Annotated in this window: 13 protein-coding genes and 1 pseudogene; 5 read left to right on the plus strand and 9 right to left on the minus strand. The window is 43.9% G+C overall.

The genetic code is table 11. The features are described from left to right. A partial coding sequence (locus tag A3G19_RS01310) for a penicillin-binding transpeptidase domain-containing protein (RefSeq protein ID WP_294870203.1) occupies window positions 1-552 on the plus strand: 552 nt, incomplete at its 5' end. On the opposite strand, the gene A3G19_RS01315 is transcribed toward A3G19_RS01310, so the two are convergent. Both A3G19_RS01315 and panC read right to left on the minus strand, forming a co-directional pair. Continuing rightward, the gene (locus A3G19_RS01315) at window positions 536-1,063 is read right to left on the minus strand and encodes a hypothetical protein (RefSeq protein ID WP_015654557.1); all 528 of its coding nucleotides are present in this window, start codon (window positions 1,061-1,063) and stop codon (window positions 536-538) included. The genes A3G19_RS01310 and A3G19_RS01315 overlap by 17 nt on opposite strands. Window position 1,064: 1 nt before the next feature. Next, a complete protein-coding gene (gene panC, locus A3G19_RS01320) occupies window positions 1,065-1,886 on the minus strand; it encodes a pantoate--beta-alanine ligase (protein WP_015654558.1) in 822 nt (273 codons plus the stop codon). 57 nt (window positions 1,887-1,943) lie between these two features. Between panC and prfB the strand changes: the two genes are divergently transcribed. The 4 genes from prfB to A3G19_RS01340 all read left to right on the plus strand — a co-directional run bounded on the left by prfB (window position 1,944) and on the right by A3G19_RS01340 (window position 5,082). Continuing rightward, the gene (gene prfB / locus A3G19_RS01325; RefSeq protein ID WP_015654559.1) at window positions 1,944-3,053 is read left to right on the plus strand and encodes a peptide chain release factor 2; all 1,110 of its coding nucleotides are present in this window, start codon (window positions 1,944-1,946) and stop codon (window positions 3,051-3,053) included. Next, window positions 3,040-3,798 (plus strand): arginyltransferase, encoded by a 759-nt coding sequence (locus A3G19_RS01330; protein ID WP_015654560.1) that lies wholly within the window; start codon window positions 3,040-3,042, stop codon window positions 3,796-3,798. The genes prfB and A3G19_RS01330 overlap by 14 nt, the downstream gene beginning before the upstream one ends. Beyond that, complete coding sequence (locus A3G19_RS01335) at window positions 3,779-4,387, plus strand: fumarylacetoacetate hydrolase family protein (protein ID WP_015654561.1); 609 nt, start codon at window positions 3,779-3,781, stop codon at window positions 4,385-4,387. The genes A3G19_RS01330 and A3G19_RS01335 overlap by 20 nt, the downstream gene beginning before the upstream one ends. A gap of 95 nt (window positions 4,388-4,482) precedes the next feature. Beyond that, window positions 4,483-5,082: a superoxide dismutase gene (locus tag A3G19_RS01340; RefSeq protein ID WP_363921276.1), complete on the plus strand. Its 600-nt coding sequence runs from the start codon at window positions 4,483-4,485 to the stop codon at window positions 5,080-5,082. A gap of 67 nt (window positions 5,083-5,149) precedes the next feature. On the opposite strand, the gene fusA is transcribed toward A3G19_RS01340, so the two are convergent. The 7 genes and pseudogenes from fusA to A3G19_RS01375 all read right to left on the minus strand — a co-directional run. Beyond that, entirely contained in the window at window positions 5,150-7,234 is a 2,085-nt protein-coding gene (gene fusA / locus A3G19_RS01345) for an elongation factor G (protein WP_015654563.1), read from the minus strand. A 75-nt stretch (window positions 7,235-7,309) separates the two neighbouring features. Continuing rightward, window positions 7,310-7,777 carry a 30S ribosomal protein S7 gene (gene rpsG / locus A3G19_RS01350; protein WP_015654564.1) on the minus strand — a complete coding sequence of 156 codons (468 nt, stop codon included), beginning with the start codon at window positions 7,775-7,777 and terminating at the stop codon, window positions 7,310-7,312. Between the two features lie 74 nt (window positions 7,778-7,851). Beyond that, window positions 7,852-8,232, minus strand: coding sequence for a 30S ribosomal protein S12 (gene rpsL / locus A3G19_RS01355; protein WP_013461125.1), 381 nt, complete (start codon window positions 8,230-8,232; stop codon window positions 7,852-7,854). A gap of 199 nt (window positions 8,233-8,431) precedes the next feature. After that, window positions 8,432-8,788, minus strand: a complete 357-nt coding sequence (locus tag A3G19_RS01360; protein ID WP_294870205.1) for a type II toxin-antitoxin system HicB family antitoxin — start codon at window positions 8,786-8,788, stop codon at window positions 8,432-8,434. After that, complete coding sequence (locus tag A3G19_RS01365) at window positions 8,785-9,015, minus strand: type II toxin-antitoxin system HicA family toxin (protein WP_294870207.1); 231 nt, start codon at window positions 9,013-9,015, stop codon at window positions 8,785-8,787. Before A3G19_RS01365 ends, A3G19_RS01360 begins: the two co-directional genes overlap by 4 nt. 178 nt (window positions 9,016-9,193) lie before the next feature. Further along, on the minus strand, window positions 9,194-13,702 hold the full coding sequence (gene rpoC, locus A3G19_RS01370) for a DNA-directed RNA polymerase subunit beta' (RefSeq protein ID WP_015654565.1): 4,509 nt from the start codon (window positions 13,700-13,702) through the stop codon (window positions 9,194-9,196). Continuing rightward, window positions 13,695-14,872: pseudogene (locus A3G19_RS01375) on the minus strand (DNA-directed RNA polymerase subunit beta); the annotation flags it as partial. The pseudogene A3G19_RS01375 and the gene rpoC, both read right to left, overlap by 8 nt.

Raw genomic sequence — 14,872 nt, forward strand, 5'->3', positions numbered from 1 at the left:
AATTATCTCTATAAAGCGATTACCTCTTACGGTTATGGAATGCGCTCAAACGCCATGCAAATGATCAAAGCCTATAATGTTTTCAACAATGGGGGAAAACTCATTAATCCTATGGTGGTAGAAGCATTGTATGACGACAACGGCAGAAGCATCCCTATGCAGGTACAAGCACCGATACAGGTTATCTCTGCCGCCACTGCGGAGAGAATGAAACAAATCCTGATTAAAACCGTCAATGAGGGGACTGGAACCGTCGCCAAAACACCGGGAATTGAAGTGGGGGGAAAAACGGGAACAGCCCATATCGCTAAAAATGGTGCCTACGTCAACAGCTACCATACCTCCTTTATCGGATTTGCGAATGATGCAAAACACAACTATACCATCGGTATCACCGTTATCGAACCGCGTACCGTCTATTTTGCCTCGATTACCGCTGTTCCCGTTTTTAAAGGGATCGTTGATTTGATGATAGAGGAAAAATATCTCACCCCAGATCCCGCAGCAGTTGCGGCTGCCGCGTCGCAAATCGCCCCTATACACCATCCTTAAGAGCTTTTTGAATCAACTTTGTCACCTCTTTTTCGAAGGGGTAATGTCGTTGAATCCCCCACACTTCGATCACCGCTTCACCTTTAATCAAGAGTTTCCGCTTCGACTGAACAATACCTAAAACCCGACTGCTATTTAATCGTTCCGTCTCAATTCGAAATTCCAAAGGGACACTTTTCTGAGTACCTGAAGCTATTACCAGAGGCTTATTACTCTCTTTTTTAGCTTCTCCTTTGGCAATGATCTCTTTGTCATCATTCAGGGTGTAATTGAGGGCGATAACGGTAATATCACTGTGCCATTTATTGAGAACTTTCACATCGGTTCCGATCCGAATCGCTTCATTCTCTACCGGAACCCCCAACAATGCCAAGACTCCCAACATCACTTCGGTACCGGAGTTTTCCAATCGAACATTCCCCTCAGGTTCGATAAAAATATCTTTACCTATTTTCGGAGCACAGCCGCTGAGGAGAAAAAGAAGTGCTGAGAATAAAAAGAGTTTCTTCATTTTACATCCATACGTTATCGATCAGCCGTGTCGTCCCGACCCGTGCCGCGACAAGGATAATCGTATTGCCCAGTATCACTTCGGGAATCACTTCAAACGCTCTGTTCACAATCGCAACATACTCCACTTCAAGCGGTTCCAAAATCGTGAGCATCTCTTGACGTATTGCTTCTGCGTTGAGATTTCCTTGCATCACTTGTTTGGTTCCCCTCTTTAGCGATGTGGAAATTTTAAGTGCTTCTTGCCGTTGTTCGCTATTGAGATAAACATTCCGGCTTGAGAGGGCCAATCCATCGCTCTCTCTAACCGTCTCCATAGGGATAATCTCGATATCCATAAAAAAGTTCTCAACCATCTGAGTGATAAGCGCCAACTGTTGGGCATCTTTTTTCCCGAAATAAGCACGCTTGGGACGGACTTGATTCAACAGTTTCATCACTACCGTCAAAACACCGTCAAAATGGCCGGGACGTGATGCTCCCTCTAAAATATACCCACGCACATCGGGAGCGCATATCCGTACTTCATCCTCTCCGTACATTCCTGCCACATCAGGATAAAAGAGAATATCAACACCGCTAAGGGAGCAGATTTTAAAATCGGCTTCCTCTTTGCGGGGATATTTACTCAAATCTTCTCCCGGCAAAAACTGCGTCGGGTTGACAAAGATCGAAACAACAACCGTTTCATTCTCTTTGCGTGCCGCATCGATAAGAGTTCTATGACCGATATGAAGTGCCCCCATCGTCGGAACGAATCCAATATTTCCCTCTTTAGCATCTAATGCCTTACGAAGTTCCGATACACTGCGAGCGATAATCATGCTTTTAGCCTCTATAGAATATAATCGCAATTATAATATAACCACAGGAATAAATACGTGGATCACTACGAATATACCGAATTACTTAAAACCTTGACCATCAAGATGCAAAATGTCACCGATGTTGTCCGTCCACAGGATATTACAAAGCGTCTCGGCGAGATCGAAGCCCTCGAAAATTCCGATGGATTTTGGAACGATGCGGCCAATGCCGGTGTCGTCCAAAAAGAGAAAACACAGCTCGAACGTCGCCTTGCCAAATATTCCAAAACTTTCAATACTCTCGGTGATGCCGTCGATTTATATGATATGGCAAAAGACGAAGGGGACGAAGAGACAATCGAATCGCTCTTCGCCGATGCGGGGGCACTCGAAAACAATGTTAAATCGATGGAAGTTGAAGTGCTCCTCTCAGGTGAACACGACAGCCACAATGCCATTGTCACCATCCATCCGGGTGCAGGGGGAACCGAATCTCAAGATTGGGCTTCGATGCTGCTTCGTATGTACACCCGCTGGGCAGAACGACGTGATTTTACCGTTGAAATGCTCGATTACCAATCGGGCGATGAAGCAGGGATCAAAGATGCCGCCATCCTTATCAAAGGGGTCAATGTTTACGGTTATCTGAAAAACGAAAACGGTATTCACCGTCTCGTGCGTATCAGCCCATATGACTCTGCCGCCAAGCGTCACACCAGTTTTACCTCCGTTATGGTCTCACCCGAACTGGATGATGATATCGATATCGAAATCGAAGACCGTGATATCCGTATCGATACCTACCGTGCATCCGGTGCAGGGGGACAACACGTCAATAAAACCGAATCGGCTATCCGTATCACCCATATCCCAAGCGGTATCGTCGTACAGTGTCAAAACGACCGAAGTCAGCACAAAAACAAAGCAACCGCCTTTAAAATGCTCAAATCCCGTTTGTATGAACTTGAGATGGAAAAAAAGCAAGCGGCAGTTGACGGAATTGAAAAAAGCGAAAACGGATGGGGACACCAAATCCGTTCTTATGTTCTCGCACCGTATCAACAAGTTAAAGATACCCGCTCAGGAATTCCGTATTCCAACATCAGCACTATTTTGGATGGAGATATCGATGAAATGATCGAAGGGGTCCTCATCTCCCTTAGCCGCAAAGATGACGACGAATAATAAAGACACCATCCTCAAAGAGTGCGCTCTTCACGAGCCGTGTTCTTACATTGGCGGAAATACCCAAAGTATCCACTACAAAGTAATCCAAGAGTGCTCAAAAGAGCAATGTGAAGCACTGATTCTGCGTGGATGGCGACGATTCGGATCGATGTATTTTCGCCCGATTTGTCAGGATTGCCGGGCGTGTGAAAGTCTTAAAATCGATGCGCTCAATTATACTTTCACTAAATCAGACCGCCGAATTTTGCGTAAAAACACACATCTTACCACTATTATCCGTCACCCTACCCTCACACGTGAACATCTCAGCCTCTTTGATCGCTACCACCGGTACAAACACCATACGAGAAATTGGGATGCCCCCAAGAGTGACCCCAAAAACTATTATGCTTCATTTGTTCAGGGACATGGTGATTTTGGCTTTGAAGTCCTTTATTTTGAAGGTGAAAAATTGATCGCCGTCGATCTCATCGATATTTTAGAAGAGGGGATCAGTTCACTCTATTGCTACTACGATCCTGAATATAATGCCCAATCACTGGGACGCTATACCCTTTTACAACAAATTGAATTCGCCCGCAGGCTGAACCTCAAATGGATCTATTTAGGCTATTACGTCGAAGGGTGCCAAAGTCTCGCCTACAAGATCAATTATCAACCCTCCCTACAGCTTCAGGGGAGACCCGAAGAGGAAGAACTACCCGTCTGGAGAAAACTCACAAATGAAAACGATCCACTTTAATTCCGAATTACTCACCCCCTCTAAAGTCGTATGTATCGGACGCAACTACGTCGAGCATATCCATGAACTCGGCAATGAAATCCCCTCCTCTATGGTTCTCTTCAACAAACCCAACTCCGCCATCAGTGATACATTACGTTTCATCACACCTGATACTCGTTTCGAGGGGGAAATCTGCTTTCTTATGATGGGTGGAGAGATAGCGGGGATCGGTTTCGGCCTCGATCTCACCAAAGCCGAAATCCAAAATCATCTCAAAGCCAAAGCTCTTCCGTGGGAGCGGGCCAAAGGGTTTGACGGTTCGGCAGTTTTTGGAAATTTTGTCCCTTTGAATACACCGCTCGAATCACTGCATATGACACTCCATATCAACGGTACCCTAGCACAAGAAGCAACCTATGAACTAATGATTTATAAACCGCTGGAGATGATAGAAGAGATAAAGAGTTTTATGAGCTTTGAAGATGGTGATATCATCATGAGCGGTACCCCTAAAGGGGTTAATACCTATAGTATTAGCGATGAATTTATTGGAAGAATTTACACTAACGATCGTCTTTTGATTGAAACCAAGTGGATCGTAAAATAAAAATATAAAACCATCATTTTATAATTACCCGAAAAATTTATTATCTTATAAGACTTTTTTATTTTATAATAGCCTCATATCCAAACCAGGAGTTGATGATGGCTATTGTATTACCTGCGCTTCCGTTTGAAAAAAATGCGTTAGAACCTCATATTAGTTCTCAAACCCTCAGTTACCATTATGATAAACACCATAATACGTATGTAGTGAATGTCAATAATCTGATAAAAGATACCGAACTTGAAAATAAATCGCTTGAAGATATTATTCACGAATCTGCCAATGACCCGAGTAAAACCGCTATTTTTAATAATGCGGCACAGGTGTGGAATCACACCTTCTATTGGAACTCTCTAAAACCCCACGGAAGCTCTCTGCCTAACGAGGCAATCAAACAAAAAATCGATTCCGATTTCGGCAGTTATGATAACTTTGCCAAAGCATTTAAAGAAGCGGCTTTAGGACAATTCGGGAGCGGATGGGCATGGCTGGTCTTAATCGATGGAAAGTTGAGTATTCTCAAAACCTCCAACGCCGATACCCCTATCGCACATGGAATAAAGGCAATTTTATGCATCGATGTTTGGGAACATGCCTATTATCTGGATTATAAAAATGCTCGTGCGGAATATGCCGATAATGTCATTAATCATTTGATCAATTGGGATTTTGCCAACGCCAATCTAATGAGCTAAAAAGATAAAGAGATAAAAAAGAAGAGGGTAAGAAATGCCCCAATGGGGCAAAGGGAGAAGAGTTCTCTTAGCTGTTACGCTTTTTGATGATCTCTTCGGCAACGTTACGTGGAACTTCTTCGTAATGATCGAATTCCATAGAGTAACTTGCACGTCCTTGTGTCGCTGAACGAAGGTCAGTTGAATAACCGAACATTTCAGACAATGGTACGAACGCGTCAACAATTTTGTTACCTGAACGGTCACCCATGTTGTTAACTTGTCCGCGACGGCGGTTAAGGTCACCGATAACGTCACCCATGAAGTTCTCAGGAACTTCAACTTCAACTTTCATCATAGGTTCAAGGATAGCTGGGTTTGCTTTACGCGCACCCTCTTTGAAGCCCATAGAAGCAGCGAGTTTAAACGCCATCTCATTCGAGTCAACCTCATGGTATGAACCATCATACAATGCAACTTCGATATCCTCGATCGGGTAACCCGCGAGAACACCTTTTTGCATTGCTTCTTTACACCCTTTTTCAACAGCAGGAACGTATTCTTTTGGAATAACCCCACCTTTGATTTCGTTGTGGAAGATATAACCTGTCCCCGGTACGCCCGGCTTGATGCGGAGATAAACGTGACCGAATTGTCCACGTCCACCTGATTGTTTCGCGTATTTGTACTCTTGGTTAACTTCGGCACGGATAGATTCACGGTATGCAACCTGAGGAGCACCCACTTCCGCTTCAACTTTAAATTCACGGAACATACGGTCAACAAGAATCTCAAGGTGAAGCTCACCCATACCAGAAATAATTGTTTGGCCTGTTTCTTCGTCTGTGTGAACACGGAACGATGGATCTTCCGCCGCTAGTTTTGCTAACGCGATACCCATTTTTTCCTGGTCTACTTTTGTTTTAGGCTCAACCGCAACCGAGATAACCGGCTCAGGGAAGTGCATACGCTCAAGAACAAGACGTTCACGCTCATCACACAATGTGTCACCCGTAGTTGTATCTTTAAGACCGACAACCGCACCGATTTCACCCGCGTAGAGAGATTTAATCTCTTCACGTTTGTTCGCGTGCATTTTAACGATACGTCCGATGCGCTCTTTTTTACCTTTAATGGTATTGTAAGCATACGTACCTGATTCGAGAACACCACGGTAAACGCGTACGAAAGTAAGCTGTCCAACGAATGGGTCAGTCATGATTTTGAACGCAAGACCGGCGAATGGAGCATCGTCTGTTGATTCAACATCAACTTCAACCTCTTCATCGTCTTCCATTGTCCCTTTGATCGCCGCAACTTCAAGTGGTGAAGGAAGGTAATCAACAACCGCGTCAAGAAGAGTTTGAACCCCTTTGTTTTTAAACGCAGTACCACATGTCATAGGAATAATTTCCATTTTAAGACATCCGGCTTTAATCCCGCGCATGATCTCTTCGTTGCTAAGTTCACCCTCTTCGAAGAATTTCTCCATCAAAGTATCGTCACCCTCAGCAGCCGCTTCCATCATTTGTGCACGGTATTTATTGGAAATTTCTACCATATCGGCAGGAATTTCTGCTTCATGATAGTTTGAACCCATAGCCGCATCTTCGTCCCAAAGGATTGCTTTCATTTTAACGAGATCTACAATCCCTTTAAATTGATCTTCAGCACCGATTGGGAGTTGAATAGCGATTGGGTTCGCTTTAAGACGTGCACGGATTTGCTCTTCTACGTTATAGAAATCAGCTCCGGTACGGTCCATTTTGTTTACGAAAACCATACGAGGAACCCCGTAACGGTTTGCTTGACGCCATACTGTCTCAGATTGTGGTTGAACCCCACCAACTGCACAGAATACGGCTACTGCACCATCAAGTACACGCATAGAACGCTCAACTTCAATGGTGAAGTCAACGTGGCCCGGAGTGTCGATGATGTTAATTTGTTTACCGCTCCACTCACATGTTGTTGCAGCAGAAGTGATCGTGATACCACGCTCTTGCTCTTGCTCCATCCAGTCCATAGTTGCAGCACCTTCGTGAACCTCACCGATTTTGTGTGATACACCGGTGTAGAACAAGATACGCTCAGTTGTGGTCGTTTTACCCGCGTCGATGTGAGCGGCGATACCGATGTTTCTTACGTCTTCAAGTTTATGGGATCTTGCCATGAAATAGCCCTTAATAGAGTTTATATGTGGATAGGGGAATGATAACCCGAGAGGGTCATCAAAAGGTTACAAATCTTACCAGCGATAGTGAGCGAACGCTTTATTCGCTTCTGCCATTTTGTAAGTATCTTCTTTACGTTTGAATGCTGTACCTTTGTCGTTTGCAGCATCTGATAATTCATTTGCCAAACGCTCTGCCATAGTGCGCTCGTTACGTTTGCGTGCCGCATCGGTTAACCAGCGGATAGCAAGAGAAAGTTGGCGTACAGGACGAACTTCTACTGGAACTTGGTAGGTCGCTCCACCCACACGGCGGCTTTTTACTTCGATAACCGGTTTGATGTTATCAATCGCAGTGTTAAACACTTCGATACCGGTTTTTTCACCACGTGAACCCATGATATCCAAAGCACCGTACATAATTTTTTCAGCGGTACTTTTTTTTCCGTCCCACATAATTTTGTTGATGAACTTTGTCAAAATTTTTGAACCATGAACCGGGTCAGGCATAATTTCGCGAACGGGCGCTTTTCTTCTTCTCATAATGTTTCCTTCAATGTTTTTTTCATTTACTCAAAATAGGGTCATCAGAAACCCAATCTTGTCAGACTAGTTGATTATTTTTTAGCCTTAGCTTTTTTCGTTCCGTATTTAGAACGAGATACTTTACGGTCTTTAACACCCGCAGTATCGAGAGCACCACGTACGATATGGTATTTTACCCCTGGTAAGTCTTTTACACGACCACCACGAACAAGAACGATCGAGTGCTCCTGCAAGTTGTGACCCTCACCACCGATATAACTAATAACTTCAAACCCAGAAGTCAAACGAACTTTAGCAACTTTACGAAGCGCCGAGTTCGGTTTTTTAGGGGTTGTAGTATATACACGAGTACATACACCACGACGTTGTGGGCATGACACCAAAGCGGGTGATTTTGATTTTTTCACTACCGCTTGTCGCTCTTTACGAATAAGTTGGTTGATTGTTGGCACACAATCTCCTTTGTTGAAATGTTCCAGTAGAATTTTAATCCGCTACTTAAAGGGGACTAATAAACGCGCAATAATAGCTAATTTTTGATTAATTTGAGCTTATTTTAAGGAAGTTGTAAGAGAGAAGACGTACTATCAGAAACACAATCGTTCGCCCTGAGCTAGTCGAAGGGTGAACAGGAAAATGAACACAAAGCTTTTATAGCCCGATCTCTCTCATTGCTGCTTTTTGCAAAAATGCCGAACGGCTCAGATGCAACGGTTCGATGTAACTATCGATTTTTTTCACCAAATTTTCAGGCATAGAGATATTGATCCGTAAACTTTTTTCATTGCTATGCGGTTCAGGTATGCTATCCCCCTGTGCCAGAGATACTTCGACAAAAGCCGAAAAAGCACTTTGAGCTGTCTCTATTGCTTCTATCGCACTTTCACCATCCCCCATCACCCCTTTGAAATCTTTATAATAGGCGAACCACCCATCACCATCCTCAAGACTCACTTTTTTGATAACAATCTCATAATCAAGATTCATATAATAAGCTAAATTTTTCATTTGCTTTCTCCCAAAATTTCTAATACGTGTTTGACATAAATCGCTTTTATAGGCTTATGATACGGGATGACAATACTCGCCGCATTCTCTTTACGAAAAACAAAATGACTTCCACCACTATTGTGGCACACATATCCAGCATCTTCTAAAACTTTCCGAATCTCCTCAAAGGGGACATTTTTGGGATTGTTTTTCATCGCTTGAATCAGTTTGTCTTTTTTGCTCATCCCAACCTCTCTATACACAATCTTACACAACTAATTATTAAATAAGAATTAGAAATATTCGATAATTAGTATAGTGATTTTAAATAGGATATTAGAATATATGACAGATTGCAAAACTAGAGGGTATTAATAAAAAGATGGATTCCCGCTTTCGCGGGAATAACGAGAAGAGGAGATCTTAGTCTCCGAAAACCATTTTAAGGTCTTTATAAATACCGGTACCGACTGGGATCGTACGACCGATGATGACGTTCTCTTTAAGATCGGTCAAGTCATCGATTTTCGCCGATACTGCCGCTTCAGTCAAGACTTTTGTGGTGTCTTGGAACGATGCAGCCGAGATGATCGAGTCTGCACTGACCGCAGCGCGGGTAATACCTACGAGATACGGTTCAGCAATCGCCGGCTCTCCGCCGAGACGAAGAATTTTTTCGTTCTCGATTTTAAACTGTGCTTTAGAAACTACATCGCCCTCGATGAACTTAGTGTCCCCAGAGCGAAGGATTTTGATCTGACGCAACATCTGAGTAAAGATTACTTCAATGTGTTTGTCGGCGATGTTAACCCCTTGACGACGGTAAACTTGCTGTACTTCACTTACAAGGTAGTTGTACAATGCTTTAACACCCAAGATTCTCAAAATCTCGTGTGAGCTGATAACACCATCCGTCAAACGCTCACCGGCGTGAACAAACTCACCCGGATGAACCAAGGCAACAAGGTTTTTATCGACGAAATATTCTTTAACCATTCCATTATCAGACGTAATAAGGATACGTTCTTTACCACGAAGCGGTTTACCGAAGCTAACAACCCCGTCAAGTTCTGCGATCAAAGCGATCTCTTTTGGTTTACGTGCTTCGAAAAGCTCAGAAACCCGTGGGAGACCCCCGGTGATATCGCGCGATTTTTGGAGTGCTTTCGGTGTACGTGCTAAGATATCGGCCACTTTAACGTCCGCACGGTCTTGTGCAAAAATCGCTGTTTTCGGCTCGACTGCATAGCGGATGATGCTTCCATCATTGGCTGCAAGGACAATCGCCGGTTTGAATTCCGGAGCAACGTATTCGTTGATCATCAAACGGGTTTTACCGGTCAATTCATCGAATTGCTCAGACGCGGTTACACCCGGAATAATGTCTTCAAATGTGATCACACCATCGGTTTCAGAGATAATCGGATTCGAATACGGATCCCATTCAGCAATCACCGTTGATTCTTCTTTAACCGGTTTAGCGATCAACGTATCGGCTTTTACCGCTTCGTTATCATTGATTTCGATCACCGAACCGCGAGCGATATAGTGACGGATTGCTTCACGATCTTCACCATCAGCAACAACAGCAAAAAGACCTTTCTCTTCTACACTGTAGCCTTTAGTAATCTCATGGTGACGCTCTAAGTAATCGCCTTTGAGAAGGTAATATTTAACAACACCTTTCTCTTTAGCGTAGATTTTTTGCGTTACCGGTGCACCGTCTTTCACTTGGATTTCAGATGCGTATGGGATACGATTCGGTACATTCCATCCGTCTTTGATCGTTTCAACAATCGATTCATTTTCTTTAACCACACTGCCGTTTTCGTATGGCAAGAAGAATTTACCTTCAATTTTACCGCTAACTCCTGCAAGTTCGTTCGGTTTTGCCACTTCGTTTTTACGAAGAGTGTAGCGTACGGTTTGGCTTTCACCTTTTACGCTAACGATGATTTCATCATGAATCGTTTGAATTTCAACCGCTCCGCTGAACGGAGCTTTGATCTTCGGTTCTACCAACAAGATGGCAGCATTACGACGATTTGCAACGATTTGTTTCCCCTCTTTTGAGAGGTACGTTTTCATGTTGTAATAACGGATGAAACCTTCTTTAGTTGCAACGACTTGACGCTCTTCACGTGTACTTGACGCTGTTCCCCCAACGTGGAAGGTACGGAGTGTCAACTGTGTACCCGGTTCCCCGATCGATTGAGCCGCGATAATACCGACCGCTTCACCCGGCTTAACGATTCCGCCGCTTCCAAGGTTTAGTCCGTAACAAAGGGCACATACACCGCCCTCAGATTTACACGTTGTCGGAGTACGGATTTGAACCGAACGGATACCCGCCTCGATTACTTTAGAGGCTTTGATTTCATCAATCAATGTCCCCTCAGAGTAAAGGATCTCATTGGTGATCGGATCGATCGCATCTTCCGCCAATACACGTCCGTAAATACGGTCTTCCAACGGCTCGATAAGCTCATTACCGACAGAGATGTCAGTAAGCTCGATCCCCTCATGGGTACCGCAGTCGTGCTCAACGATTTTCACGTTTTGCGCTACGTCAACAAGTTTACGCGTCAAATAACCCGCATTCGCTGTTTTAAGAGCAGTATCCGCAAGACCTTTACGAGCACCGTGGGTAGAAATAAAGTACTCAAGGACGTTTAGACCCTCTTTAAAGTTCGAAATAATCGGTGTTTCGATGATCGAACCGTCCGGTTTCGCCATCAAACCACGCATACCGGCGAGCTGACGAATCTGAGCGGCAGAACCACGCGCTCCAGAGTCCGCCATCATAAAGATCGAGTTGAATCCGGCTTTATCATTTTGGATCAATTCCATCATTCCGCCCGCAACCGTATTGTTCGTATCAGTCCAGACGTCAATGATTTTATTGTAGCGTTCTTGTTCCGTCAATAGACCTGCTTCGAATTGCTTTTGGATCTCTTTTACACGGTTTTTAGAGGCAACGATCAATCCCGCTTTCATTTCAGGAATAATGATGTCGGTGATAGAGATAGAAACACCCGATTTGGTCGCATATTTGAAACCAAGGTTCTTCAAATCATCCAAGAAACCGGCTGTTACTGCGATTCCTCCATGTTTATTGACATAGTCAACAAGAATCGAGATATTTTTCTTTTTCATCACAACATTCCACAGTTCCATAGGAACAAATGAAGGAAGGATTGATTGAAGAATCATACGTCCAGCAGTCGTGTGGATTACACGTCCATCAACACGTGTACGAACTTTTGCATGTAAATCTAACGCATTGTGTTCCAAAGCGATCATAATCTCATCAACATCACTGAAAAGTTTATTGGATCCCTTCACATCATTTTTACCGAGTGTCAAATAATAAAGACCCAAGACCATATCTTGTGATGGGGTAGCAATCGCTTTACCTGACGCCGGAAGCAAGATGTTCATGGATGAAAGCATCAATACTTTACACTCCGCAATCGCTTCAGCTGAAAGAGGTACGTGAACCGCCATTTGGTCACCGTCGAAGTCCGCATTGAAGGCGGCACAAACGAGTGGATGCAATTGGATCGCTTTACCGTCGATTAGTTTCGGGTGAAACGCTTGAATCGAAAGTTTGTGCAACGTCGGTGCACGGTTTAGCATAACCGGATAACCCTCAACGATCTCAGCAAGACACTCCCAAACTTCATTGGTTTTCTCTTCGATCATTTTTTTCGCCGCTTTAACGGTAGTTGCATACCCTTTATCTTCAAGTTTAGCGATCAAATGCGGTTTGAAAAGCTCCAATGCCATTTGTTTCGGCAATCCGCACTGATCCATTTGAAGGTTTGGTCCGACAACGATAACGGAACGTCCCGAGAAGTCAACACGTTTACCGAGAAGATTTTGACGGAAACGTCCTTGTTTCCCTTTAATAATCTCAGAAAGTGATTTAAGAGGACGTTTGTTTGCACCTTTAACAGCGTTCGCACGACGACCGTTATCAAACAATGCATCCACCGCTTCTTGCAACATACGTTTTTCATTACGTACGATAATTTCCGGCGCTTCAAGTTCGATAAGGCGTTTCAAACGCTGGTTACGGTTGATAACACGGCGATAGAGGTCATTGACATCCGATACCGCGAATTTTCCGCCATCCAAACTTACCAACGGACGAAGTTCAGGAGGTAGAACCGGCAATGCTGTAAGCATCATCCACGCAGGATTGTTACCTGAATTTAAAAATGATTCGATAACTTTCAAACGTTTAATGATGGTTTTACGTTTCGCTTCTGAGTTTGTCCCCGCTACTTCTTCCTTCAAAGAAGAGAAAAGATCGACGAGATCGAGTTCATCAAGCAATTCACGAACCGCTGATCCACCCATCTCTGCTGAAAAACCGCTCTCTCCGTAACGTTGTACCAACGTACGGTATTGCTCTTCATTCAATACGTCGTATTTAAGAACGGCAGAGGTTTGCTCGCCGTCATAATACGCTTCGCCGCCGTTTTTAACGATGTACGCTTCGTAGTACAATACGCGCTCAAGATCTTTCATCTTCACGCCCAAAAGCGTTCCGATACGGCTTGGAAGTGAGCTGACATACCAAATGTGCGCTACCGGGGTAACGAGATCGATGTGTCCCATACGGGTACGGCGAACTTTTGCCGAGGTTACTTCAACCCCACATTTTTCGCACACAACACCTTTGTAACGCATTTTTTTGTATTTTCCGCACAAACATTCGTAATCACGAACCGGTCCGAAAATTTTGGCACAAAACAATCCATCACGTTCCGGTTTAAGGGTACGATAATTGATAGTTTCTGGTTTTTTTACTTCACCATGGCTCCATGAGAGGATTCTCTCAGGAGAAGCCAAGCGAAATTGGATTTGTTTAATATCGACTGGGCGATTCTCTTCCGTTACGGCAACCGGTACTAATTTACTCATTGTCATCCACCTCGTCAAAAATCTCAATATCAAGCGCCAATGATTGGAGCTCTTTCGTTAATACGAACAGCGTTTCAGGGATACCGGATGGCGGTACACTTTCACCTTTCGTAATCGCTTTGTAAGCACGAACACGTCCGTCAACGTCATCCGATTTAATCGTTAACATCTCTTTAAGAACAGCAGAAGCACCATAAGCTTCTAGGGCCCATACTTCCATCTCACCGAAACGTTGTCCACCGAAGAGTGCTTTACCACCAACCGGTTGTTGAGTAACGAGAGAGTATGGTCCTGTTGAACGTGCATGCACTTTCTCATCAACCAAGTGATGAAGTTTAAGCATATACATGTAACCGACGTTAACACGCTCTTTCATCTGATCACCCGTTTTACCGTCGAACAATACCATTTTTCCATCAGTGTCAAGTTTTGCCAATTCAAAGAGTTTAGCAAACTCCGCTTCGGTAACCCCTTCGAAAATAGGGGTAGCAAATTTAACCCCTTTTGACCAATCTTGTGCATAGCCAAGGAGAGTTTGATCATCCATGTCACCAAGAACTTTAGCTGCATTCATAAGACCTGCAACATCAGCAAACGAAATCATTTTAGCGCGCAAGTCGCCGATAAACTCTTTTTGTTTTGCTTCGAAAATATCTTGAATTTGGAAACCAAGTTCTTTTCCGACCATACCAAGGTGCATCTCAAGGATTTGCCCGATGTTCATACGAGAAGGTACCCCGAGCGGGTTCAAACAAACGTCGACTGAGCGTCCGCTTGCCATGTACGGCATGTCAACCTGAGGAACGATCGTAGAGACGATACCTTTGTTCCCGTGACGTCCCGCCATTTTATCCCCGACTTTGAGTTTACGTTTGGTCGCAATATACACTTTTACGAATTTAACCACACCGTTTGGAAGGATGTCGTCTTTTTCCAAGATAGAGAGTTTCTCTTCGTGTTCGTCACGGAATTTTTTCTTCTCTTTTTGGAAGTGGTTTTTCGTTTGGTTGTATTTCTCTTGAATATCGTCGCTAAATGCTTTAACCACGTTATTCATTGCAAAACGGTTAACCTCTTTAAGATCGTCCGCTTTGACGTTTTCGCCCGCTTTGTACTCATTAGCATTGATACTTACATCACTGAGCAATGGGTGCTTTGTGAGCAAAGAAA

It is taken from the genome of Sulfuricurvum sp. RIFCSPLOWO2_12_FULL_43_24, from assembly GCF_001829605.1.
Taxonomy (GTDB): domain Bacteria; phylum Campylobacterota; class Campylobacteria; order Campylobacterales; family Sulfurimonadaceae; genus Sulfuricurvum.

Bases quoted from the DNA above. Each gene is read 5' to 3' on its own strand.
- A3G19_RS01315 (WP_015654557.1), bottom strand. From the start codon at position 1,063: ATGAAGAAACTCTTTTTATTCTCAGCACTTCTTTTTCTCCTCAGCGGC.
- panC (WP_015654558.1), bottom strand. From the start codon at position 1,886: ATGATTATCGCTCGCAGTGTATCGGAACTTCGTAAGGCATTAGATGCT.
- A3G19_RS01330 (WP_015654560.1), top strand. From the start codon at position 3,040: ATGACGACGAATAATAAAGACACCATCCTCAAAGAGTGCGCTCTTCAC.
- A3G19_RS01335 (WP_015654561.1), top strand. From the start codon at position 3,779: ATGAAAACGATCCACTTTAATTCCGAATTACTCACCCCCTCTAAAGTC.
- A3G19_RS01340 (WP_363921276.1), top strand. From the start codon at position 4,483: ATGATGGCTATTGTATTACCTGCGCTTCCGTTTGAAAAAAATGCGTTA.
- fusA (WP_015654563.1), bottom strand. From the start codon at position 7,234: ATGGCAAGATCCCATAAACTTGAAGACGTAAGAAACATCGGTATCGCC.
- rpsG (WP_015654564.1), bottom strand. From the start codon at position 7,777: ATGAGAAGAAGAAAAGCGCCCGTTCGCGAAATTATGCCTGACCCGGTT.
- A3G19_RS01360 (WP_294870205.1), bottom strand. From the start codon at position 8,788: ATGAAAAATTTAGCTTATTATATGAATCTTGATTATGAGATTGTTATC.
- A3G19_RS01365 (WP_294870207.1), bottom strand. From the start codon at position 9,015: ATGAGCAAAAAAGACAAACTGATTCAAGCGATGAAAAACAATCCCAAA.
- rpoC (WP_015654565.1), bottom strand. From the start codon at position 13,702: ATGAGTAAATTAGTACCGGTTGCCGTAACGGAAGAGAATCGCCCAGTC.